Annotated in this window: 23 protein-coding genes; 11 read left to right on the top strand and 12 right to left on the bottom strand. The window is 63.9% G+C overall.

From position 1 onward, the window contains the following. The 10 genes from Q0S16_RS17500 to Q0S16_RS17545 all read right to left on the bottom strand — a co-directional run. The coding region (locus Q0S16_RS17500) for an amidohydrolase family protein (protein ID WP_295850602.1) at positions 1-538 on the bottom strand (538 nt) is incomplete at its 3' end. Positions 539-568: 30 nt separating this feature from the next. Next, on the bottom strand, positions 569-1561 hold the full coding sequence (locus Q0S16_RS17505; RefSeq protein ID WP_295850604.1) for a Gfo/Idh/MocA family oxidoreductase: 993 nt from the start codon (positions 1559-1561) through the stop codon (positions 569-571). A 25-nt stretch (positions 1562-1586) separates the two neighbouring features. Continuing rightward, positions 1587-2474: an NAD(P)-dependent oxidoreductase gene (locus Q0S16_RS17510; protein ID WP_295850606.1), complete on the bottom strand. Its 888-nt coding sequence runs from the start codon at positions 2472-2474 to the stop codon at positions 1587-1589. Between the two features lie 13 nt (positions 2475-2487). After that, the gene (locus tag Q0S16_RS17515) at positions 2488-4587 is read right to left on the bottom strand and encodes a molybdopterin cofactor-binding domain-containing protein (RefSeq protein ID WP_295850609.1); all 2100 of its coding nucleotides are present in this window, start codon (positions 4585-4587) and stop codon (positions 2488-2490) included. After that, a complete protein-coding gene (locus Q0S16_RS17520; RefSeq protein WP_295850614.1) occupies positions 4584-5084 on the bottom strand; it encodes a 2Fe-2S iron-sulfur cluster-binding protein in 501 nt (166 codons plus the stop codon). Before Q0S16_RS17520 ends, Q0S16_RS17515 begins: the two co-directional genes overlap by 4 nt. A 12-nt stretch (positions 5085-5096) precedes the next feature. After that, positions 5097-5822 (bottom strand): ABC transporter ATP-binding protein, encoded by a 726-nt coding sequence (locus tag Q0S16_RS17525; protein WP_366517839.1) that lies wholly within the window; start codon positions 5820-5822, stop codon positions 5097-5099. Then, a complete protein-coding gene (locus Q0S16_RS17530) occupies positions 5812-6561 on the bottom strand; it encodes an ABC transporter ATP-binding protein (protein ID WP_295850622.1) in 750 nt (249 codons plus the stop codon). The genes Q0S16_RS17525 and Q0S16_RS17530 overlap by 11 nt, the downstream gene beginning before the upstream one ends. Next, complete coding sequence (locus Q0S16_RS17535) at positions 6558-7493, bottom strand: branched-chain amino acid ABC transporter permease (RefSeq protein WP_295850628.1); 936 nt, start codon at positions 7491-7493, stop codon at positions 6558-6560. Before Q0S16_RS17535 ends, Q0S16_RS17530 begins: the two co-directional genes overlap by 4 nt. Next, positions 7490-8356: a branched-chain amino acid ABC transporter permease gene (locus Q0S16_RS17540; RefSeq protein WP_295850631.1), complete on the bottom strand. Its 867-nt coding sequence runs from the start codon at positions 8354-8356 to the stop codon at positions 7490-7492. The genes Q0S16_RS17535 and Q0S16_RS17540 overlap by 4 nt, the downstream gene beginning before the upstream one ends. A 485-nt stretch (positions 8357-8841) precedes the next feature. Further along, complete coding sequence (locus tag Q0S16_RS17545) at positions 8842-9948, bottom strand: LLM class flavin-dependent oxidoreductase (RefSeq protein ID WP_295850637.1); 1107 nt, start codon at positions 9946-9948, stop codon at positions 8842-8844. Positions 9949-10043: 95 nt separating this feature from the next. On the opposite strand from Q0S16_RS17545, the gene Q0S16_RS17550 reads away from it, so the two are divergent. Continuing rightward, entirely contained in the window at positions 10044-10973 is a 930-nt protein-coding gene (locus Q0S16_RS17550; RefSeq protein ID WP_295850642.1) for a LysR family transcriptional regulator, read from the top strand. A 3-nt stretch (positions 10974-10976) separates the two neighbouring features. Here Q0S16_RS17550 and Q0S16_RS17555 read toward each other — a convergent pair whose 3' ends face one another. Continuing rightward, positions 10977-11852 carry an NAD(P)-dependent oxidoreductase gene (locus tag Q0S16_RS17555; protein WP_295850644.1) on the bottom strand — a complete coding sequence of 292 codons (876 nt, stop codon included), beginning with the start codon at positions 11850-11852 and terminating at the stop codon, positions 10977-10979. 165 nt (positions 11853-12017) lie between these two features. Here Q0S16_RS17555 and Q0S16_RS17560 point away from each other — a divergent pair, with 165 nt between their 5' ends. The 3 genes from Q0S16_RS17560 to Q0S16_RS17570 all read left to right on the top strand — a co-directional run bounded on the left by Q0S16_RS17560 (position 12018) and on the right by Q0S16_RS17570 (position 14662). Continuing rightward, on the top strand, positions 12018-12437 hold the full coding sequence (locus Q0S16_RS17560) for a heme-binding protein (protein ID WP_295850647.1): 420 nt from the start codon (positions 12018-12020) through the stop codon (positions 12435-12437). Positions 12438-12584: 147 nt separating this feature from the next. Next, positions 12585-13892: a histidinol dehydrogenase gene (hisD, locus tag Q0S16_RS17565; protein WP_295850650.1), complete on the top strand. Its 1308-nt coding sequence runs from the start codon at positions 12585-12587 to the stop codon at positions 13890-13892. Next, the gene (locus Q0S16_RS17570; protein WP_295850653.1) at positions 13889-14662 is read left to right on the top strand and encodes an SDR family oxidoreductase; all 774 of its coding nucleotides are present in this window, start codon (positions 13889-13891) and stop codon (positions 14660-14662) included. The genes hisD and Q0S16_RS17570 overlap by 4 nt, the downstream gene beginning before the upstream one ends. Before the next feature lie 6 nt (positions 14663-14668). On the opposite strand, the gene Q0S16_RS17575 is transcribed toward Q0S16_RS17570, so the two are convergent. Next, positions 14669-15502 (bottom strand): alpha/beta hydrolase, encoded by an 834-nt coding sequence (locus Q0S16_RS17575; RefSeq protein ID WP_295850656.1) that lies wholly within the window; start codon positions 15500-15502, stop codon positions 14669-14671. A 257-nt stretch (positions 15503-15759) separates the two neighbouring features. Here Q0S16_RS17575 and Q0S16_RS17580 point away from each other — a divergent pair, with 257 nt between their 5' ends. The 7 genes from Q0S16_RS17580 to Q0S16_RS17610 all read left to right on the top strand — a co-directional run. Further along, complete coding sequence (locus tag Q0S16_RS17580) at positions 15760-16269, top strand: VOC family protein (protein ID WP_295850659.1); 510 nt, start codon at positions 15760-15762, stop codon at positions 16267-16269. 20 nt (positions 16270-16289) lie between these two features. Beyond that, positions 16290-17516: an acyl-CoA dehydrogenase family protein gene (locus Q0S16_RS17585; protein ID WP_295850663.1), complete on the top strand. Its 1227-nt coding sequence runs from the start codon at positions 16290-16292 to the stop codon at positions 17514-17516. 10 nt (positions 17517-17526) lie between these two features. Further along, positions 17527-18063: a flavin reductase family protein gene (locus Q0S16_RS17590; protein WP_295850665.1), complete on the top strand. Its 537-nt coding sequence runs from the start codon at positions 17527-17529 to the stop codon at positions 18061-18063. Positions 18064-18076: 13 nt separating this feature from the next. Further along, positions 18077-18748: a TetR/AcrR family transcriptional regulator gene (locus Q0S16_RS17595; protein ID WP_295850667.1), complete on the top strand. Its 672-nt coding sequence runs from the start codon at positions 18077-18079 to the stop codon at positions 18746-18748. 201 nt (positions 18749-18949) lie between these two features. After that, positions 18950-19831, top strand: a complete 882-nt coding sequence (locus Q0S16_RS17600) for a xanthine dehydrogenase family protein subunit M (RefSeq protein WP_295850670.1) — start codon at positions 18950-18952, stop codon at positions 19829-19831. Continuing rightward, on the top strand, positions 19828-20313 hold the full coding sequence (locus Q0S16_RS17605) for a 2Fe-2S iron-sulfur cluster-binding protein (protein WP_295850673.1): 486 nt from the start codon (positions 19828-19830) through the stop codon (positions 20311-20313). The genes Q0S16_RS17600 and Q0S16_RS17605 overlap by 4 nt, the downstream gene beginning before the upstream one ends. After that, the coding region (locus tag Q0S16_RS17610) for a molybdopterin cofactor-binding domain-containing protein (RefSeq protein WP_295850676.1) at positions 20310-21211 on the top strand (902 nt) is incomplete at its 3' end. The genes Q0S16_RS17605 and Q0S16_RS17610, both read left to right, overlap by 4 nt.

The raw sequence follows: 21211 nt of genomic DNA on the forward strand, positions 1-21211 counted from the left end.
CGGACAATTCCTGGCCGTCGACATTGGTCAGGATCTGGACGCCCTTGAGCTTGAGATCGTTCATGACGTAGTCGAGCTCGCGTACCGCGACCTCGGGCTCCTGCAGCGTCACCACGCCGAGGCCGACGAAGCGGTCGGGTCGGCGCGAGCAGTATTCGGCCACGCCGTCATTGGCCATGCGATGCGCGGCTTCCGCGATTTTGGCGTCGACCGAGTAGTAGCACTGGCCGGGAGCGGGAGCGACGACCTGGATGTCGATGCCCATTGCATCGAGATCGAACAGTCGCTTGTCAATCGTCGTCATGACATTGGCAATGTCCTTATCCTGCAGCGCATTGATTTCCCGGGTCGCGGCGTCGGCGAAGTGGGCCAGCGGGACCCGGCTCATATCGACATGCGGTTGGGCATGGGCGGAGGCCTGCGGCACCACGATATGGGCATGGATATCGACCGTCAGCGACGACGGGCGGCGGGCGCGTCCATCGGCGTCATGGATGCGGGCGGCGGTTCGGCCGTAACGGTTTTTCTTGTCGATCATGATCTGCACTCGGGTTGCTGCGGGGGGTGTTCAGATGGTTTCGATACGGCCGCTGGCGGCGGAACGTTTGATGGCCTCGAAGGTGCGGACGTTCGCCAGCATTTCGTGATGGGGCACCGGATAGGCGCCGATGCCGAGCGCGGCACGGCCGAACGCCTCGAGATTGTCGAGCACGGCGGGATGCGCCGGATAGTCGATGACGACCGGGGCTAAGTCACGCAACACGCGGGTCACGTCCCAGCCGGTCGGGTGCTCGGGATGGGTGCGGTCGCGGATTTCCATCCAGCCTTTTGAGCCGAGCAAAGCGAGGCGCCCCATGAAGGGGGTGGCGAGCACGGCGGTCAGCGTGGCGCTGGCGCCGGACTCGAAGGTCAGCATGATCGACAGCATGTCGCCATTGGCAAAGTGGCTGCCGCGGGTGGCGAGATGCGCCCAGACCTGCTTCGGCTGGCCGAGGAAGGAGATCGAGAGATCGACGAGATGGATCCCGGTGGCGGATAAAGGGCCAACCGGGTTGTCGGTCGGCGACAGCCGCCAGTTGTCGGCCGGCAGCGACAGGAACTTATCCTGACTGAAATTGGCCTCGAAGACGAGTGCTTCACCGAATTCTCCGTCGGTGAATCGTCGCTTCATGTCGATCACCGCCGGTTCGAAGCGGCGTTCGTGCCCGATGCCCAGCGTCACGCCGGCCTCGCGCACGGCGGCGATGGCGCGCTCGGCTTCGGCGGCCGTCGTACAGAGCGGCTTCTCGCAGAATACATGCTTGCCGGCGCGGGCCGCGGCCTCGATCTGCGTCGCGTGCTCGGTCTGCGGCGAACACAGGATCACGGCCTGGATGTCGGCGCGCTGCAGCGCTTCCTCGAAGCCGGCGCAGGTCGCGATGCCCAGTTCGGTCGAGATCCTGTTGCGCGCGCTGTCGAGCGGGTCGACGCCGAGCAGCGGCTTGACAACCTCGCTCGATGCCAGCGCGCGGGCGATGGTCTGTCCCCACCAGCCCAGTCCGATGATAGCGGCATTAATCATTCGAGCGTTCCCGATCGTGGTGAGGTTACGATGTGCGCGTGGACCAGAAAGCCGGCATGCCGCTGATGACGTCGGTGTCGCCCAGGCCTGCCGCTTCGGCCTCGGCGAAAACGGCGGCGGCGCTGGCGGCGACAGGCAACGTGGTGCCGAGCTTCTTGGCGTAGTTGACGGCGGTCAGCAGGTCCTTCTTGCCACCGCTGACCGAGAACTGCGTCGCGGCGCGCTCTCCGGTGACGAGTAGTTTGACGATGTCGGCGGCGCGCATTTTCAGCGCGGGCGGCGCGCCGGGCGTATCGGCAAGGATATCGATCAGGCGTTCTGGCGGAAGACCGAGCGGCTTGCACAGGGTCAGCGATTCCGCCAGCGCCTGCAGATAGACCATCAGCGGCAGGTTGACGGCGAGCTTGACCGCGGCGCCGGCCCCCAGCTTGCCGACATGTTCGGTCCGGCGGCAAAGCTGTTCGAGCAGCGGCAGCGCGCGCGCAAAATCGGTCTCGCTGCCGCCGGCGAGGCCAAACAGCTTGCCGTCACGCGCGGGACCGACGGTGCCGCCGACCGGACATTCGACAAAACCACCGCCGGCTTCGGTCACGGCGGTGCCGAGTTCGACCATCGTCTCCGGCAACACCGTGCTCATGTCGATGATCAGTCTGCCGGCGAGGTCGGCTTTCAACAGGCCGTTGTCGGCGTGATAGACCGCCTGCATCGCGGCGTCGTTCAACAGCATGACGATGACGATGTCGGATGCCGCGACCAGCGCCGCCGGCGACTCCGCATGTCTGGCGCCGGCGTCGACCAGCGACTGCGTCTTGGCGCGGTCGCGATTCCACACCGTGAGGTCATGCCCCTGCGCCATCACGCGTTGCGCAATGGCCGCGCCCATTCGTCCCGTGCCGCAGATTCCGATCTTCATGACGATTCCTTGCTCATAGCGCGTTGATGGCGGCTTCGATCCGCTCAAAGGTGAGGGGCATGTCGCGGGCGCGAGCGCCGAGCGCATGGGCAATCGCATTGCCGATCGCCGCGGCGATGGGACCGGCCGCGCATTCGCCGGCGCCGAGCGCGGCTTCGCCGGGAAGTTCGATGATCTCGGTGTGGATGCGCGGGATCTCGGAGAAGTTCAGGATCGGGTAGTCGTCCCATGAGCGCACCGCGAAGCCGTCGCGGGTCCATGGTACCTGTTCTTTCTGCGTCCAGCTGGCTGCCTGGATGACGCCGCCTTCGACCTGGTTGATTGTGCCGTCGCGGTGGATGATCTCGCCGGCGTCGAGTACGCCGTAGACGTCCTTGATGGTGATCACGTCCGTAACCTCGACAGTCGCGACCGCCGCGTAATAGGCGCCGTGGTTCTTGTAGCGGCTGAAACCAATGCCGCGACCAACACCTTCGCCGCCGCGATCGGCCGGGTCCCACTTGGACAATTTGGCCGCGGCGCGGATCACGGCTTCGGCGCGCGGCTCCTCGAGGTGACGCAGCCGAAACTCGACCGGATCGATGCCGGCCAGCGCTGCCAGCTCATCCATGAAACTTTCGATCGCGAACACGTTGCAATGCGCGCCGAGCGAACGCAGCGCGGAGCTGCGCAGCGGCCCCTGCGGCAGCAGATGATGGGTGATGCCGCGCTTGCCCAGCCGATACAGCGGCACCGCGTTGCGGTCGCCACCGCCATAGGGGCGCGGCGCCTCGTTGGGCGGGCCTGGCGGATGCGGCGGATCGATCTGCTGCGCGGCCAGCAGATTGACGCCGTCGCCGAAGCCGGGCCGTGCCAGATGCGGCGGGCTCCACACCGCGTGTTGCCATTCCACAATCTGCCCGGCGGCGTCGAGTGCGCCTTGCAGTTCGACCCGCATCGCCGCGCCGAACGGCGACCAGCTCAGTTCGTCGGCGCGTGTCCACTGACACATCACCGGCACTTTTGCCGCGCGCGCCAGCAATGCGGCGTCAAGGGCCACGTCGTCGGCGCCGTTGTGGCCATAGCAGCCGGCGCCCTGGGCGTGGATCACCCGCACCTGCTGCTTGTCGAGGTGCAGCGTCCGCGCCAGCGCGCCGCGTAACGGATGGATACCCTGCGAGTGCGACCAGACCGTCACGTGATCGGCCTCCCACATCGCCACCGCGCAGGATGGTCCGATCGAGGCATGCGCGATGAACGGGCGGGAATAGACGGCGTGATGGCGAAGCACCGCCATCGGCTCCGGACCGTCGTCGGCGAGAAAGGTTGTGCTGCGCGGCGTTAATGCCGCGATCCAGTCATGCGGATCGGCCGTCTCGGGCAACTCGGCTTCGCGCCGCCATTGCGCCGTTCGGGCGGCGACTTCGATCGCGCGCAACGCCTGCTCGTCACGGCGGGCGACCACGCCCATGAAGCTCCCATCGAGGACCACGGCGATGACGCCGGACAGGGCGGCCACCTTGTCATTGTCGAACGAGACCAGGCGGTCGCGGGGATGGGCGCCGCACAGTACGCGGCCGTAATGCATCCGCGGCAGCGTCATGTCCTGGATGAAGGCCGCGCCGGTCAGCTTGCCGGCGAGGTCCAGTCGTCGCAGCAGGCCCGCGTCGATCGTCCCACCGCGCAGCTGCGGCGGCGGCAGATCGGCGCTCGAGCGATTTAGATCGACATCCGCGGCCATGTCCCAGTAGCTGAGGCCTTCGTTGCGCGTCGACCGCGTGAAGACGCCGGCCACGACGTCGATCGCGCCTTCGCCGAGTACAGCCTGCGCCCGCTGGGCAAACAATTCGCGCACTTGCGCGCAGGCCCAGCGCATCGCCGAGCCGCCATGCTCGACCGAGAAGCTTCCGGCGGTATAGCCTTCGTCCGGCGAGGAATCGGTGTCGGTCGGCTGCATATGGATGTCAGCGAGATCGACGCCGAGTTCGCGGGCCGCAATGGCGGCGATCGCCGTGACCGCGCCCTGGCCGAGCTCGACCTTGCCGGTGCGGATGGTGATGACATCCGGGCCGTCGATCGAGACCCATCGGTTGAGCCGCGGATTGAGCGCCAGGTTGGCGGGAAGCTGCGTCATGACGCGCTCCCCGGCTGGCCAGTCATTGCCCGATCGATCGCGCGCAGAATGCGACCCTGCGCGCCGCAGCGACACAGGTGGCGCTCGTCCAGCGTGGCCACGATCTCGCGGCGATCCGCCGGTGGCGAGCGGTCGAGAAGTCCGGTGACAGTCATCAAGATGCCGTTGATGCAATAGCCGCATTGCGCGGCCTGCTCGTCGAGGAACAGGCGCTGCAACCGACCCGGCGCGCCATCGCGGTTTAGCCCTTCGACGGTCACGATGTTGCGATCGGCAACCACGGAGATCGGGGTGGTGCAGGACTGGATCGGCCGGCCGTCGAGCAGCACGGTGCAGGCGCCGCAATTGCCTTGCGCGCAACCGACGCGCGTTCCCTTCAAATTGAGGTCCTGACGCAACGCCATCAGCAAGGAGAGATCCTCATTCGCGGCGACGCTCACAGCGTCGCCATTCACGTTCAGGGACCAGGTCTTTTCAACAGCGTCTGCCAAATCCATTGCTCCGATTGATCAATGGGCGTGGTAGACGCCGAGGTGCTGGGCGACAAGGTCCTCATCGGTGCGGACCTGGTCGGCAGTCCCCACAAAAGCGCATCGCCCGGTGTTAAGGATCACGGCCTGGTCGGCGACATCGAGTGCCAGTCGGCGGTTCTGTTCGACCAGGATGATCGATTGTCCTTCGGACTTCAGTCTCTTGATGGTCTGGCCGACCTCGGCGACGATCAGTGGTGCCAGCCCTTCGGACGGTTCGTCCAGCAGCAGTACCGATGGATTGCCCATCAGCGCGCGGCCGATCGCCAGCATCTGCTGCTCGCCGCCGGACAAGGTGCCGGCATATTGCGCGTGGCGTTCCCGCAGCCGCGGGAACATCTCGAAGATGCGCTCGAGCGTCCAGGGGCGATCGGTCTCGTTGAGACGCTGACGCGCGACAACGAGATTCTCGCGCACCGACAGCGACGGAAAGATCCGGCGACCCTGCGGTACCAGGCCAATACCAAGCCGGGAAATCCGTTCCGGGCTGAGGCCGGTGATCGGGGTTCCGAACAGGCGGATCTCGCCCCGCGGCGGCGTCAGGAAACCGACGATCGTCGAGATGCAGGTGGTCTTTCCGGCGCCGTTGCGTCCCAGCAGCGCCAGCACCTGGCCGGCCTGCAAAGCGAAGCTGACGCCGTGCAGCACATGGCTGTCGCCATAGAACGCATCGACATGGCTTAGGGTGAGCGCGTCAGTTGCCAAGATACACCTCGCGGGTTTTGGCGTCGGCGATCACCGCGTCGCGCTCGCCGTCGACGATCACGCTGCCGTAATTCAGCAGCGTCACGGTTTCGGCGAGATCGAGCGCCGTATCCATGTCGTGCTCGATCATGATCACCGCGGTTTCGCGCGGGATCGCCGCGATCAGCGCCTTGACCGTGGTCCGTTCCGAACTCGACAGACCGGCCAGCGGCTCGTCCAACAGCAGCAGACGCGGCTTTTGCGCCAGCGCCATCGCCAGTTCGACGCGGCGTTTTTCGCCATAGGCGATATCGGAGACCGGATGCGAGGCGCGATCCTCGAGCCCGACCATGGCGAGGATACGGCGCGATTCGCGCGCCAGATCACCATAGGACGCCAGCGACCGGACCGGTTGCCAGCGCTCGCGGCGCAGGCCCATCAGTCCCAGCGTCACGTTGTGCTCCAGCGTATCCTGCGTGAACAGCGTGATGATCTGGTAGGTGCGCGACAGCCCGCAATGCGCGCGCTGGTCGGGCCGCAGCCGGGTGATGTCGCGGCCGAACAGTTTGACCTGGCCGGAATTCGGCAACATGTCGCCGGTGATCTGGTTGAACAGGGTCGTCTTGCCGGCGCCGTTCGGACCGATCATCAGGCGCCGTTCGCCGGGCCGGACTTTCAGCGACACATTCTTGGTCACGGCCAGTCCGCCGAAAGCCTTGCAGAGATTGGTGATTTCGAGCGCGTATTCCGCTGTCGTCATGGCTGCGTCCTCCGTAATCGGTCGACCAGCTTGCGCGCGCCGGGCACGATGCCTGTGGGCATGAACAGCACGATCAGCAGGAAGATGATGCCGAGCAGCATGTTCCAGCGTTCGATATAGGCGGAGGCGTAATTCTTCAGCAGGCTGACCAGCGCCGCGCCGACCACTGGGCCGCCCAGCGTGCCCGAGCCGCCGGCAATCACGCCGAGCAAGCCCTCGGCGGAGTTGGTGATCGAGAGCGAGGTCGGATGAATGTATTTGTGATAGTAGACGTAGAGCAGCCCGGCGATGCCCGCCCAGAAACCGGCATAGATGAAGGTGATCCAGCGGATCATCCATGGATTGAAGCCGAGCGCGGCCATCCGGCGCGGCTGGTCACGGACGCCCTTCAGCGACGAGCCGAACGCCGAGGTCACGAAGATCGCCATGGCGCCGAAGGCCAGCGCGCCGATCATCAGCGTGAACCAGTAATAGGCCGCGGGGCTTTCCAGCGAGATGCCTAATGGCAGCGGCCGGGTAATGCCGGAAATGCCGTTGTCGCCATTGGTCACCGAGGTCATCCGGTAGGCCAGACCCCACAGCACCTGCGACATCGCCAGCGTGATCATCAGGAAGCTCAGTCCGGTCGCGCGCAAGGCCAGCAGGCCGAACAAAGCGGCGCACAGCGTAGTGCCGATGATCGAGATCAGTGCCGCGGCGCCATTGCCGATGCCGTAACGCGTAGTCAGGATCGCCACGATGTAGGCGGAGAGCCCCATATAGGTCGCGTGACCGAGCGACGTCATGCCGCCGTAGCCGACCAGCAGATTTAGGCTCATCGCAAACACCACGGCGATCAGCACCTGCGTGCTCAGATTGACGTAGAAGTCTCCGGAAAACAGCGGCAGCGTAATCAGCAGACCGGCAAGGAAAAGGATAGCGAGTTTCTTCATGTCGTCAGCCGCCCGAACAGTCCGCGCGGGCGGAACGCGATTACCGCGATCATCGGCAGGAACAGAATGATGTAGGCCAGATCCGGAACCAGCGCGGCGCCGAATGTGTAGATGAAGCCGATGATGAAGCTGCCGATAAAGGCTCCGAGCAGGCTGCCGACGCCGCCCAGGATGACCACGATCAGCGCCAGCGGCAGCATGTCGGCGTCAAGGCCGGGATAGGCGGAGAGCACCGGCCCGCCGAGCACGCCGCCGGCGCCGGCGATACCGGCGCCGAGGCAGAACACGGCGGTGAACAATTTCGACACGGGAATGCCGACGGCGCGTGCCATCTGCCGGTCATCGACACCGGCGCGGATCATCGCGCCGATTCTTGTGCGCTCCAGCAGCAGATAGAGCGCGAACGACACCGCCAGCGCGCAGGCCACGATCACCAGCCGGTAGGTTGGAAACACCAGACCGAACATGCGCGTCGGCGCCTGGAAATAGGCGGGGGTCGGCACCGGGATCGGATCGCCGCCCCACAGGATCAGGCAGGCGTCGGCAATGATCAGCGACATGCCGAGCGTGACCAGCACCTGGCCAAGCGGGTTGGCGCTGAGTCGGCGCAACACCAGGCGCTCGAACAGGCCGCCGAAGGCGGCGACCAGCAGGCCGCTGCCGACCGCTACGAGCCAGAAATTAATACCCTCGAAGGTGCGAAGCGCGACGGCGCCAAAATAGGCGCCCATCATGAAGAACGCGCCATGCGTCAGATTGGCGAGCCGCATCAGGCCGAAGATCAGCGAGAAGCCGGAAGCCAGCAGAAACAGCAGCGCACCAAGCGACAGGCTGTTCAGCGACTGAATGATCCAGAACTGCATACTCAGCCCAAAGGCCGAACAAGCATGGCGACGGCGGCTTCGCCGCGGCCTGCATTGACAGATGTTTCAACCGACATGGCCATGTATCCCTCCCGGAAATCAACGGTACCGTCCCTTTGTCATTTGCCGTGAGCGGCACGCGAAGGGTAGGGCGCAGTTGCATGCGACATACGAATTTATGATACTTCAGCCGCTTCTTGGTGGCGGCTTTGACTTTTGCAACGATCGCCGATCGCTTGCTTCTGCACTCTATCCTGTGTCCTCCACCCGCTCTAATTTATCAAGTGAATATTTAGCAAATTTCGGCCCGCAATGCAGCGACGGCGGCGATCTGTCAAACCGGCCCAGTCTCGTTTCGATACCAGTCGCCGAGTGCGCTGCTGGTCATCAGGGTGACGCCGTAATGGCGGTGGATCAGTGAATGGCGGGAATGCGAGCACTCAATGCCATGGATGTCTCGCTTTCCTTCGTGCGCCGCCGCGCTTCTAGGCGACAGCCGCCACGCGCGTCGGGGCCGCGGCGTTGACCAGCGGCAGCACCTTTTCGGCCATCAGGATCATCGAGCGTCGCCCGAGTTCGCGATCCTTCCAGTCCTTGCCGGCATAAAGCAGCGTACCGAATTCGCCGACCTCTTGCTGAAAGGCGAGGATCTGGTCGGCGACGCTGTCCGGCGTGCCGAAGATCACCAGCTTGTCGACTACCATATCGAGCGTAACCTCGTCTTCGGGCTGGTCGCGATGGGTCTTGAACAGCTCGATGCGGCCGTTCTTCTTCAGCTTGGTGAACAGCGAGCGGTAGTAATAGACATAGGGACCGTCGGGATCGGTCGCGTAGGCCCTGGCCTTGGCAGCGTCGTCGGCGACGAATATGCTTTTGGCAACGCGCCAATTGGCGGGATCGGCGACGCGGCCGCCACGCTCGCAGCCCTCGGCATATTTCGGCCAGTGGCTCTTTACCCAGGCCGGCATCAGGAAGTTCGCCGAGATCGGGTCCCAGCCGCGGATCGCGGCTTCGGTGACACCCTTGGAGAACGGCGCGACGGCGGTGACGACGATCGGCGGATGCGGCCGCTGCAGCGGCTTCGGGATGTAGCCCTGGCCGATTTCCTTGACCAGCGTCTTTTCGGTCGACAGGTTCCAGTACTTGCCCTTGAGATTGTATGGCGGTTCGGACGTCCAAATTTCCAGAATTTGGTTGATGGCTTCGAGGAACATCTCGTTGCGGTTGGCTTCCAGATTGCCGAATACCTCGGCGTCGGACAGCAGCCCGCCGGGGCTGATGCCGAAAATGAAACGGCCGTCGAGCATATGGTCGAGCATTGCCAGCGTCGCCGCGACCGAGGCGGGATGGCTGTTCGGCATATTGACGGTGCCGGTGCCGAGCTTGATTTGCTTGGTCGCCGCGGCGATCCAGGCAATGAAAGCCACGCAGGACGTGATATTCTCGGCGCGGTCGGTGACATGCTCGCCGACATAGGCCTCGCTGAAGCCGAGCTCGTCGGCGAGCAGGAACGCCTCGCGGTCCTCCGCCAGGGTCTGGCGCCAGTCCTTGTCAAGCGGATGGATTGGCATCGTGAAGAAGCCAAGTTGCATGAAGTGCCTCCCAATCTTGTTCAATGCAGCCTAGAGATTGTCTTCCAGTATAAAAAATGATTATTTCTACTGTCTCGCATCAAGGTTGTTGATGGATGGTCTCGCTCAGGCAGTTGAAGTCGTTCGTCGCGGTGTTCGAGGAAGGGTCCTTTACCGCCGCGGGCGAGCGGGAGGGCGCAACGCAATCCGGCATCTCGCAGCATGTGAGGATGCTGGAAGACGAACTCGGCACTGCCCTGTTTGGCCGCAACGGCCGGGCAATCGAGGCCACGCTGGCCGGCAAGCAATATTATCTTGATTGTGTCGATATTCTGAAGCGCCTTGATGCAGCGCACCATGAGGTTGCTGTCCGTCAGAATGGCGGGCTTGCGCGGATCGGGGTGATGCCGACAATCTCGCGTTCCATCCTCGCGCCGACCCTGGACAAGTTCCTGCAGATCTCACCTGGCGCGGACATCAGTATCATCGAGGCCTATTCCGGGGTGCTCACCGACCTCCTGCTGAAGGGCGAATTAGACCTCGCCGTGGTGCCGGCGTTCGAGGGCGCGGTCGGGCTCTCGAGCCAGCTGCTGCTGCACGACCGCGAAATGCTGGTAACGGCGAAGCGCAACGACGGCCAGCATCTGATGCCCGTCAGCCTGGCCAGCCTCGGGCCGTTGAAAGTGGTGCTGCCCGGCAAGCAGAACACGCGGCGACGCAATATCGAGACTTATTTCACCACCAACGGCGTCAATGTCGCCCGCCGGCTGGAGATGGACGCGATGATGGGAACGCTGGAGTTTGTCGCAGCGACCGACTGGGTCGTCGTGCTGCCCTTCGTGATGATGTCCTCCGACATCGACCGCGACCGCTTCGATATTAGGCCGCTGGCCGACCCGCCGATGTATTCCGACTTCATCCTGATCGAGCCGTCGCGCAAGCTGATGACGCCCGCCGCGGCGCTGTTCGCCAGCGTGCTAAAGGCCGAGGCCGAGCGCACGACGGCGCTGTTCCGCGACCGCGTAGCGCCACAGTTGGAAACCTGAGACCTATTTGGCAGGTGCGCGCTTGTCGAGCACCTCGAATACCGCCGCGGTGTCCTTGTCACCGAGGCCCATCTCCATGGCTTCAGTATAGACTGGCTGCGTCAGCGCGAACATCGGCGTCGGGCAGTTCAGTTCCTCGGCGAAAGCGCCGATGATCGACATGTCCTTCTTCCAGGTCGAAATCCGCATCGTCGCGGGTTCGTAGACGCCCGACACCATCATTGGCGCTCGCATCTGGAACATGCGCGATCCACCGGCGCCGGGGCCTACCAGCTCGACCACCTGCCGCAGATCGAGTCCGGCGCGCTGCGCCAACACCATCGCTTCGGCGGTCGCGACATTGTGGATAGCCACAAGGTGGTTGGCGACGAACTTCATCCGGCTGCCATTGCCATAGACGCCAAGATCCGCGCTCTGCTTGCTGAAATCAGCGAACAGCGCGGTGCATTTCGCAATCGCCGCACTGTCGCCGCTGGCATAGACGATGAGGTCGCGGGTGGCGGCCTGCGCGCCGGTTCCGCTCAGCGGGCAATCCAGTGCGATATGTCCGGCAGTCGCAAGAATCTCGCGAAAGCGCAGCTTGTCGGCGATCGCCAGCGTGCTCAGCTCCATGACGATGCGCGGGCTCTCGCCGGAGCGGCTGATCTCCTCCGCTACGGCAAACGCCGCGGCGGGGCTGGGCAGGCTGGTCATCACCAGTTCGGCCGCCTTGACGACGTCGGCGATGCCAGCGGCAATGGTGACGCCTGCCGCGGCCAGCGCGCGCGTACGGGCCGCATCGACGTCATAGCCGATTACGGTCCAGCCACGCTCGATCAGATTGGGCGCGATGGCGCCGCCCATGATGCCGAGGCCGATCAATCCGACTATCTTGCTCATGCGATCCAACTCCGGCTGTCGAAAGCGATGCGACGGCAACGCCGCGCGCTTGAAAACTTAATAATCATTCGATAAACAGATTTCTCTCGTCGCCGCAATGGTCTCTTCTGTCACGCTGCGCGCGCGTCCGCTTGGAATTCAACAGACTCCTGCAAGGACACTTTGATGACCTGCCTCACTCTCCGCTTCGCGGAAACGCTGATTGATGCCGCGCTGAAAAAGGGCCGGGAGCTCGAACTGGCGCCGCTGACGGTCGCCGTGCTCGACGCCGGAGGTCATCTGGTGGCGCTGAAACGCGAGGACCATTCCGGAATTTTCCGCGTCGAGATTGCGAGTGGCAAGGCCTATGGCGCGCTGGGCATGGGCTTCGACTCCCGTGAACTCGGCGAGCGATCGCAGAAAATGCCGGTGTTCTTCGGCGCGCTGGCCGCGGCCAGCGGCGGGCGCATGGTGCCGGTCGCCGGTGGCGTGCTGATCCGCGATGCTGACAATCACGTGGTAGGCGCGGTCGGTATCTCCGGCGACACGTCGGACAATGACGAAGTCTGCGCCATCGCCGGCATCGGCGCCGCGCAAGCCCGCTGATGCGCAGACGCTTCCGCGCCGGGCGGTTGCTTTTTCGACGACCAGACCGCAATGCTTCGCCTCGGCACCGGGCCGTGACATGTCTTTCGACCAACCATCGACATGATCATTGTCGCACAAAAATCAAACGATCAGGGAGAGCCATTGATGGCGCAGTATCTTAAGCGCGGTCGCGATGCGACATTGCGCGCCGAAGACGATCAGAGTGTCCGCGTGGCCGTCGAGGCGATGCTGGCGGATATCGAGAAGCGCGGTGACGCGGCCATTCGTGACTTGTCGGTGAAATTCGATCACTGGGATCGGACCGACTACCGCCTCACCGATGCCGAGATCAAGGGCTGTCTGGCGCAGCTGTCGCAGCGCAACCTCGACGATATCAAATTCGCGCAGACCCAGGTCCGCAATTTTGCGGAGCATCAGCGCCACTCGATGAAGGACGTCGAGGTGGAGACGCTGCCTGGCATCGTGCTCGGCCACAAGCACATCCCGGTCAATTCAGTCGGCTGCTACGTGCCCGGCGGCAAGTATCCGCTGCTGGCCTCGGCGCATATGTCGGTGATCACCGCGAAGGTGGCCGGCGTCGACCGTATCGTCACCTGTGCGCCGCCCTATCAGGGCAAGCCGGCACCGGCGATCGTCGCCGCGCAACATATGGCCGGCGCTGATGAAATCTATTGCCTCGGCGGCATCCAGGCGGTTGGCGCGATGGCGATCGGCACGCAGTCGATCGCCGCCGTCGACATGCTGGTAGGGCCGGGCAACGCCTATGTCGCCGAGGCCAAGCGGCAATTGTTCGGCCGCGTCGGCATCGACCTGTTCGCGGGGCCGACCGAAACGCTGGTGATTGCCGACGACACCGTTGACGGCGAAATTTGCGCGACCGATCTGCTTGGCCAGGCCGAGCATGGGCCGAATTCGCCCGCTATTCTGCTCACCAATTCCGCCAAACTGGCGCGGGATACGATGGCTGAGATCGAGCGCTTGCTGCGGATCCTGCCGACCGCAGCCGTCGCCCGCAAGGCATGGGAAGAGTATGGCGAGGTGATCCTCTGCGATTCCGAAGAGGAAATGGTGAAGGTCGCCGACGATATCGCTTCCGAGCACGTCCAGGTGATGACGCGCGATCCCGATTACTTTCTCAAGCACATGACGAATTATGGCGCCCTGTTCCTGGGACCGCGCACCAATGTCGCGTTCGGCGACAAGGTGATCGGCACCAACCATACGCTGCCGACGGCCAAGGCGGCGCGTTACACCGGCGGGCTGTGGGTCGGTAAGTTCATGAAGACCGTGACCTATCAGAGGGTGCTCACCGACGAGGCATCGGCGATGATCGGTGCCTATTGCTCGCGGCTCTGTCTGCTGGAAGGCTTTGTCGGCCACGCCGAGCAGGCCAATGTCCGCGTCCGCCGCTATGGCGGCCGCAACATTCCCTATGGCGGTGCGGCGGAATGAGTTCGGCTCCGCTGCCAACCACGCCCTCATTTCGGCTCGACGGTCGCCGGGCGCTGGTGACCGGCGCCGGGCGTGGCATCGGCCTTGCGGCGGCCGCGGCCCTGGCCGAGCATGGCGCGCATGTCACGTTGTGCGCGCGGACCTCGGCCGAGATCGAGGAAGCCGCCGCGGCGCTGCGTGATCGCGGCCAACAGGCCGACAGCCTCGCGCTTGACGTCACCGACATCGCGGCCTTCGCCGCTGCGATCGAAGCCGCGCAGCCGTTCGATATCTTCGTTAACAACGCCGGCACCAACCGTCCGAATCCGTTCCTCGACGTTCCCGTCGAGGATTTTGACAGCGTGATGAACCTCAACGTCCGTGCCTCCTATTTCGCGGCGCAGGCGGTGGCGCGACGGATGCGCGTGGCGAGCGTCAAAGGCTCGATCATCCATATGTCGTCGCAGATGGGGCAGGTTGGCGGTGTTAACCGCTCGCTGTATTGCGCGTCGAAATGGGCCATGGAGGGTTTTTCCAAGTCGATGGCTCTCGATCTCGCCGCGTTCGGCATTCGCAGCAACACGCTGTGTCCCACCTTCATTGAAACGCCGATGACCAGGCCGTTCTTCGAGAACGCCGCGTTTCGTGAAAGCGTGTTGTCGAAGATCAAGCTTGGCCGGGTTGGGCAGGTGGAAGATCTGATGGGGGCGCTGGTGTTTCTGGCCTCCGACGCGTCAGCGCTGATGACGGGATCGTCGCTGGTCATCGACGGTGGGTGGACGGCGGACTAGCCGCAGTCAGCCAATCTTGCAGGTCTTCACGACCCAGTCGACCACCTGCCGGCCGACGTCGTCCTCTCGGCCGGTGTAGAAATGGTCGCAATCCGGAATGATGCGTGCTTCGCACGGCGCCCCGGCGGCGGCGGCAAAGGCCTCGACCGGGTAGGATTCCGGCGCCTCCCGGTCGCCGCGCAGATAGAGCGACGGGCAGCGCACCTTTGGCGCGTTACCGACGGTGCTTGGCGTATGACGCGCGCGGTCGATAAAACTTTCCGCGCTGATCACCCACCACCCGTCCGGCAGCAGCATCAATTCGCGTCCCGCGCCGCGCGCCACCATGGCTTCCGCCTGCGCGGTCAGTTCTGCCAGGCGGTCCTGCGCGAACATGCCGGCGCGGCTCATCTGTGGCACGTTCTCGGTACCGCCGACATGCGCCGACATCAGCACCAGCGCGCGCGGTTGGCCGTAATCGTCGGCGCAATGTTGCGCGGCGAGCATGCCGCCATTGCTGTGACCGATGATAATCGGATGAAGATGGCCGCGCGTGGCGAGCCAGTCGGACGCCGCGCGGTTGTCGGCGATCGCCTCATGCGCAAGCTGGAACGAGCCGCCGCCGATCGTGCGACCGTGCAACGACGTCACCATGTCGTGGCCGCGCCGGTTGAAGGCCAGACAGGCAATGCCCTGCGCCACCAGCACTTCCGGCATGAAGCGGGACGGACCCATGTAGAAATTATGGCAGTTGCCGTGAAACAGCAGCGCCGAGGCTTTGATGCCGCGGGCGGTCGGAGTGTAGAAAATGCCGTCGAGCGGCTCAGCGTCGGTCGCGATCGATACGAGTTCAAGATGCACGAAGTGTCTCCGGGGCGGTGCGCGGCAGCCGGGTTGCCTGATGGCACGGCTGGCGTGGCTTGGCAACGCAGCGGCAACTCGGCAAAAAGGCCGCGGTAATTTGCCGGCGCCGCGGGGGTGAGGCGCGAATTATATTGCAGTGCAAGGCGTTGCCGGGCGTTACGCGCATCGCACACCGACGGCAAGGTACGGAAACATCTTGCGTGGATCCAGCACTTGATCTATTTATCGATTGATAAATTCAGGGAGGCGTCAAAATGAAAGTCACCGGTTTCAATCATTTGTCGATCGGCTCGCGCGACCTCGACGAATCCGCGCGGTTCTATGTCGAGGTGCTCGGCATGGAGACGATCCCCACCTATAATTTCGGCTTCAAGACGCGCTATCTGCGCTGCGGCGACCTGCAACTGCATCTGTTCCAGCTCGAAGACAGCATTCCGACCTATCAGCACTTCGCGCTCGACGTTGATGATTTTCATGCCGCCTACGAGGCCGCGAAGAAGATCGGCGCGCTCGACTATACGGCGTTCCGCAATCCCGTGAATGAATTACCCGACGGCTGCGTGCAGATGTATCTGCGCGACCCCACCGGCAATCTGATCGAGATCGACTGGCCGGATGTCACCACGCTCGACCGTTCGCGTATCCCGGAAATGAAATTGCTGTCGGAATTCGCAACCCAGGACGCCGAGGGGCTGAAGGCCTCGCTGTATCTGGATCGCCCGCACATGAAGCCGGACATCGCCAGCAAGCTCGCGGCTCATTGAGCGCGAGCAGGGAGGTCACCATGACGAGCCGCCTTCATCGATTGGATTCGCCTTTGCTTTCGGGGCAGCCGGATGCCGACTATGCCGGGATGTTGGCGCGGGCGCAGGCGCTGCTTCCGGAATTGCTGGGCCGGGTTGCGACCACCGAGGAGTTGCGCCGGTTGCCGCCGGAGACCGAGCGGGACCTGCATCAGGCGGGCCTGTTTCGCATTCTGCAGCCAAAACGCGTCGGTGGCTCCGAACTCGACTACGTCGCGTTGATCGATGTGGCCGACATCCTGGCACAGGCCGATGCGTCGGTGGCCTGGAACGTGGTCAATCTCGCCAGCCACCACTGGATGCTCGGCATGTTCGATCGCCGCGCCCAGGATGCGATCTGGAGCCATGAGCCGGACGCGCTGATCGCGTCGTCCTTCGTGTTCCCGGCAGGGCGGGCGAAGAAAGTACCGGGCGGCTATTCGTTGTCGGGACGCTGGCCGTTCTCGTCGGGCGTCGATCCCAGCGGTTGGAACATGTTGGCGGGCATCGTGTCGTCGGAAGATGAGGCCGATGGCGTCGAGTACCGCGTGTTTCTGCTGCCGAAGCAGGCCTATACGATCATCGACACCTGGAAGTCCTCGGGCCTGAAGGGTACAGGCTCGAACGATGTCGAGGTCAAGGACGTTTTTGTCCCCGATTACATGACTCTGGCCGTGCGCGATGTCGCCGGCGGGCCGTCGCCGGGCAGCGACGTCAATCCCGGCGCGCTGTTCGCGCTTCCGGTTTTCGCTTTGTTCGCCTTCGTGCTGTCGGGGGTTTCGCTCGGCAACGCGCAGGCCTGCCTCGATGATTATGTTGGCATCGCCCGGCACCGCGCCTCGACTTACAACCGCGCCAAGCTCAGTGATCTGCAGACCACCCAGATCAAGGTGGCGGAAGCCTCGGCCAAGATCGATGCCGCGCGGCTGATCATGCGGCGCACCTGCATCGAGGCGATGGCCGATGCGCGCCGCGGTTACGTACCTGACATGGCGGAGAAGACCAGATATCGTCGCGACGGCGCTTTTTCGGTCGGGCTGTGCACCGAGGCGGTGTCGCTGCTATTCGCCGCCAGCGGTGCCCGTGGGCTCTATAGCAGTGGCGCGCTGCAGCGCCAGTTCAGGGACGCACATGCGATCAACGCTCATATCGCCTTCAGCTTCGATGCCGCCGGCACCAATTACGGCCGCGTCGCGCTCGATCTTCCCTCGGAAAACCTGACCCTTTAGGACGCGCGGGATGACCACGGCCTCACATCCAAACGACCCCGAGAACGAATATGCCCGCGACAATTCGGTGCTCGATCCACGCGACTTTCGCAAGGCGCTGGGCAACTACGCTACGGGTGTGACGGTGATCACGGCGGCCGGAGAAAACGGCGCGGGGGTCGGTCTAACCTGCAACTCGTTCGCGTCGGTGTCGCTGAATCCGCCATTGATCCTGTGGAGCCTGGTGTCTTATTCGCCGAACATGGTGCATTTCCAGAATGCCAGCCATTTTGCCGTCAATGTGCTGGGCGCGTCGCAGCGCGCGCTGGCCAAGCAGTTCGCGACGCCCGCCATCGATAAATTTGCCGGGGTGTCCTGGATCGCCGGACTTGGCAACGCGCCGATTCTGGCCGATACGGTGGCCACCTTCCAGTGCCGCGGCGCCGACCGCTATTACGGCGGCGATCACGTCATTTTTCTTGGTGCGGTCGAGGCCTATAGCTACAACGGGGGCGAGCCGCTGCTGTTCGCGCAGGGTGGCTTCGGGCAGTTCGTTGCCGAAAGCTAAATTGAGCGTACCGATGGCCAAACAAACCACCTCGCGGGTCGCGGGGGAAAAGCGGAGGCGGCTGTCTCCGGAAGATCGCCGCAAGGATTTCATCCGCCAGGCCACTGAATTCTTCGCGGATGAAGGCTTCAACGGCGGCACCCGAGAACTGGCGCGCCGGCTCGGCGTTACCCAGCCGCTGCTGTACCGCTATTTCCCGAGCAAGGACGACCTGATCAAGGAAGTCTATCGCACGGTCTATCTCGAGCCCCTCGAGAGCGGCTGGGAGAAAAAACTGACCGACCGGTCGCGGCCCATTCGAGAGCGGCTGCAGCAGTTCTACAATGCCTATACCGACGTGATCTTCACCCGTAACTGGCTACGGATCTATCTGTTTTCGGGCCTCAAGGGGCTGGATATCAACCGTTCCTATGTCAGCGTGGTCGGCGACAAGATACTGACCCGTATCATCAAGGAGTGCCGGTTCGAGGCTGGATTGTCGACCCGCGCCAAGCCCACGCCGTCCGAGATCGAAATGGCTTGGGTGTTCCACGGCGGCATCTTTTACTACGGCGTTCGCAAATACATCTATGAATCGCCGGTGCTCGAAAGCAAAGAGGAGATGATCGCCGCGGCGCTGGACGTCTATCTGGCCGGGGTTGCCAAGACCTTCGCTGCGGCGAAGCAGCAGGCGGACCGGCCCTGAACGGGCGCGCCAATCTCCCGCGTCAGCGGCAACCGATGGCGCGGTGATGCAAGCCCGGCGTCACCGTCTTTGCGACGAAACTTCCAGCGCTCGCGCTGATATCGTCGGAAGTAATCGTTCGATAAATAAACTTGACGTTCACGAGGCGCCGCTCTTTAATCTCTGGCAGGTTCCGTTAAGTGGACCACGGGAGGCCAACGAATGAAAGCCTCGGCTTTCAGTTATATCAAACCGTCGACCGTCAAAGAAGCACTTGCGCTGCTCGCCGAACATGGCGAGGCGGCGAAGTTGCTGTCGGGCGGCCAAAGCCTGATGCCGGCATTGAACCTGCGGCTGTCGGCGCCGGAATGGCTGATCGATATCGGCGGGCTCGATGAACTCCGTGGCGTCAGGGTCACCGATGCCGGGCTCACGATCGGGGCGCTGACCCGCCATGTCGACATCCTGCGCTCGCCGGAAATCGCCGCGTACGCGCCGCTGCTGGCGGAGGCGATGGCGCATGTCGCGCATCCGGCCATTCGCAACAAGGGGACGCTCGGCGGCAATCTGGCGCATGCCGACCCGGCGTCGGAAATGCCGGCCTGCATGGTCGCGCTCGACGCCGTCATCGTGACGCAGGATGCGCATCGCCAGCGCCGCATTCCGGCCGATGAATTCTTCACCGGCATCTACCAGACCGCGCTGGCCGCCGACGAAATCCTGGTCGCGGTCGAGCTTCCGCTGGCGCGACCCGGCAGCGCGCATTTCTTTCATGAATATAGCCGCCGCAAGGGCGATTACGCGATCGTCGGACTGGCGGCCTCGGCCGTCCTCGACGGGGATCGCTTTGCGGAGCTGCGGCTCGGCTATTTTGCCATCGGCGACCGTCCGCTTCTCGCTTCCGCCGCGTTTGATCTGGTCGGCAAGCCGGTCACGCCTTCCATGCTGGCGGCGGCGCAAGCGGCTCTCGACGCCGAGATCGAGCCGGAGGAGGACCAGCAGGCCTCGGTGGCGATGCGCCGGCATCTGGCGCGGCAATTGTTGTCGCTCTGCGTGGCGACGCTGCTGCGGCGGCCTGAACTCGAAATCAGGAGGTCGGCATGACGGCACCCGTTGCGATCCGGCTGAGCGTGAATGGCGAGCGTGTCGAAGCGCAGGTATTGCCGAGACTTAACCTCGCTGACTTCCTTCGCGACCAATTGGGGCTGACCGGCACCCATGTCGGCTGCGAACATGGTGTCTGCGGCGCCTGCACCGTGCGGGTCGACGGCGAGATCGTTCGTGCCTGCCTGGTGCTGGCGGTGCAGATGGAAGGCGTGGCGGTCGAGACCATCGAAGGCCTGTCGGACAGCGGAGAGGTGGCCGACCTGCAGGCCGCGTTCCGGACCCGCAATGCGCTGCAATGCGGCTACTGTACACCGGGGATGCTGATGGCGGCACAGGATCTGTTGCGCGACCAGCCCGCGCCCGACCGGGAGCAGATCCGCGAGCATCTATCCGGCAATTATTGTCGTTGTACTGGCTATCACGCCATCGTCGATGCCGTCGCCGCGACCGCGCTGGCACGCCGGGGAGTCGCCTCATGAATGACGGCATCGAACCGAACCGCGGCCTGTCGGTACTGGACCGCCCGAATTCCTACATCGGCAAGACCGTGCCGCGGCCGAACCTCGACCGGCTGATGCAGGGGCGGGGACAATATGTCAGCGACATGATTCTGCCGCGGATGGCGCATGTCGTGTTCCTGCGCTCGCCCTATGCACATGCCGGGATCGTCAGCATCGATACTGTTGCGGCCAAGGCGATGCCCGGGGTGATTGCGGTCGTGACCGGGCCCGAACTGGCCAAAATCATCACGCCGTGGGTCGGCGTGCTCACCCATCTCAAGGGGCTGAAGTCGGCGCCGCAGCATGCGATCGCGATCGACCGGGTGTGCTGGCAGGGCGAAGCGGTCGCGGCGATCGTCGCGACCAGCCGGGCGCTGGCGGAAGACGCGGCTGAACATGTAGCGGTGGATTACGAGGAACTGACGCCGGTCACCAGCATGCGCACGGCGCTGGATCCGGAGACGCCGGTGATTCACCCCGATCTCGGCGACAATTTGGCTTTCGAACGCAATCTCGATGCTGGTTCAGTCGACCAGGCTTTTGCCAAATCCGACGAGGTCGTCGAGGCGGAATTCGTGTTCGGCCGTCACACCGGCGTGACGCTGGAGCCGCGCGCGGTGCTGGCCGACTGGAATCCGGGCGAGGCCCGACTGACCATCTATCAGGGCACCCAGGCGCCGCACATGGTGCAGAATATCTCCGCCAAGCACCTCGGCCTCGAGGAGGCGCAGGTGCGCGTGGTATGCAAGGATGTCGGCGGTTCGTTCGGCATCAAGGTGCATATCTATGCCGACGAGATGGCGACTTACGCGCTGTCAAAGCTGCTGCGCCGCCCGATCAAATTCGTCGCTGACCGGGTCGAAAGCTTCAACACCGA

The sequence above is a fragment of the Tardiphaga sp. genome, assembly GCF_025356345.1.
Taxonomy (GTDB): Bacteria; Pseudomonadota; Alphaproteobacteria; order Rhizobiales; family Xanthobacteraceae; genus Tardiphaga.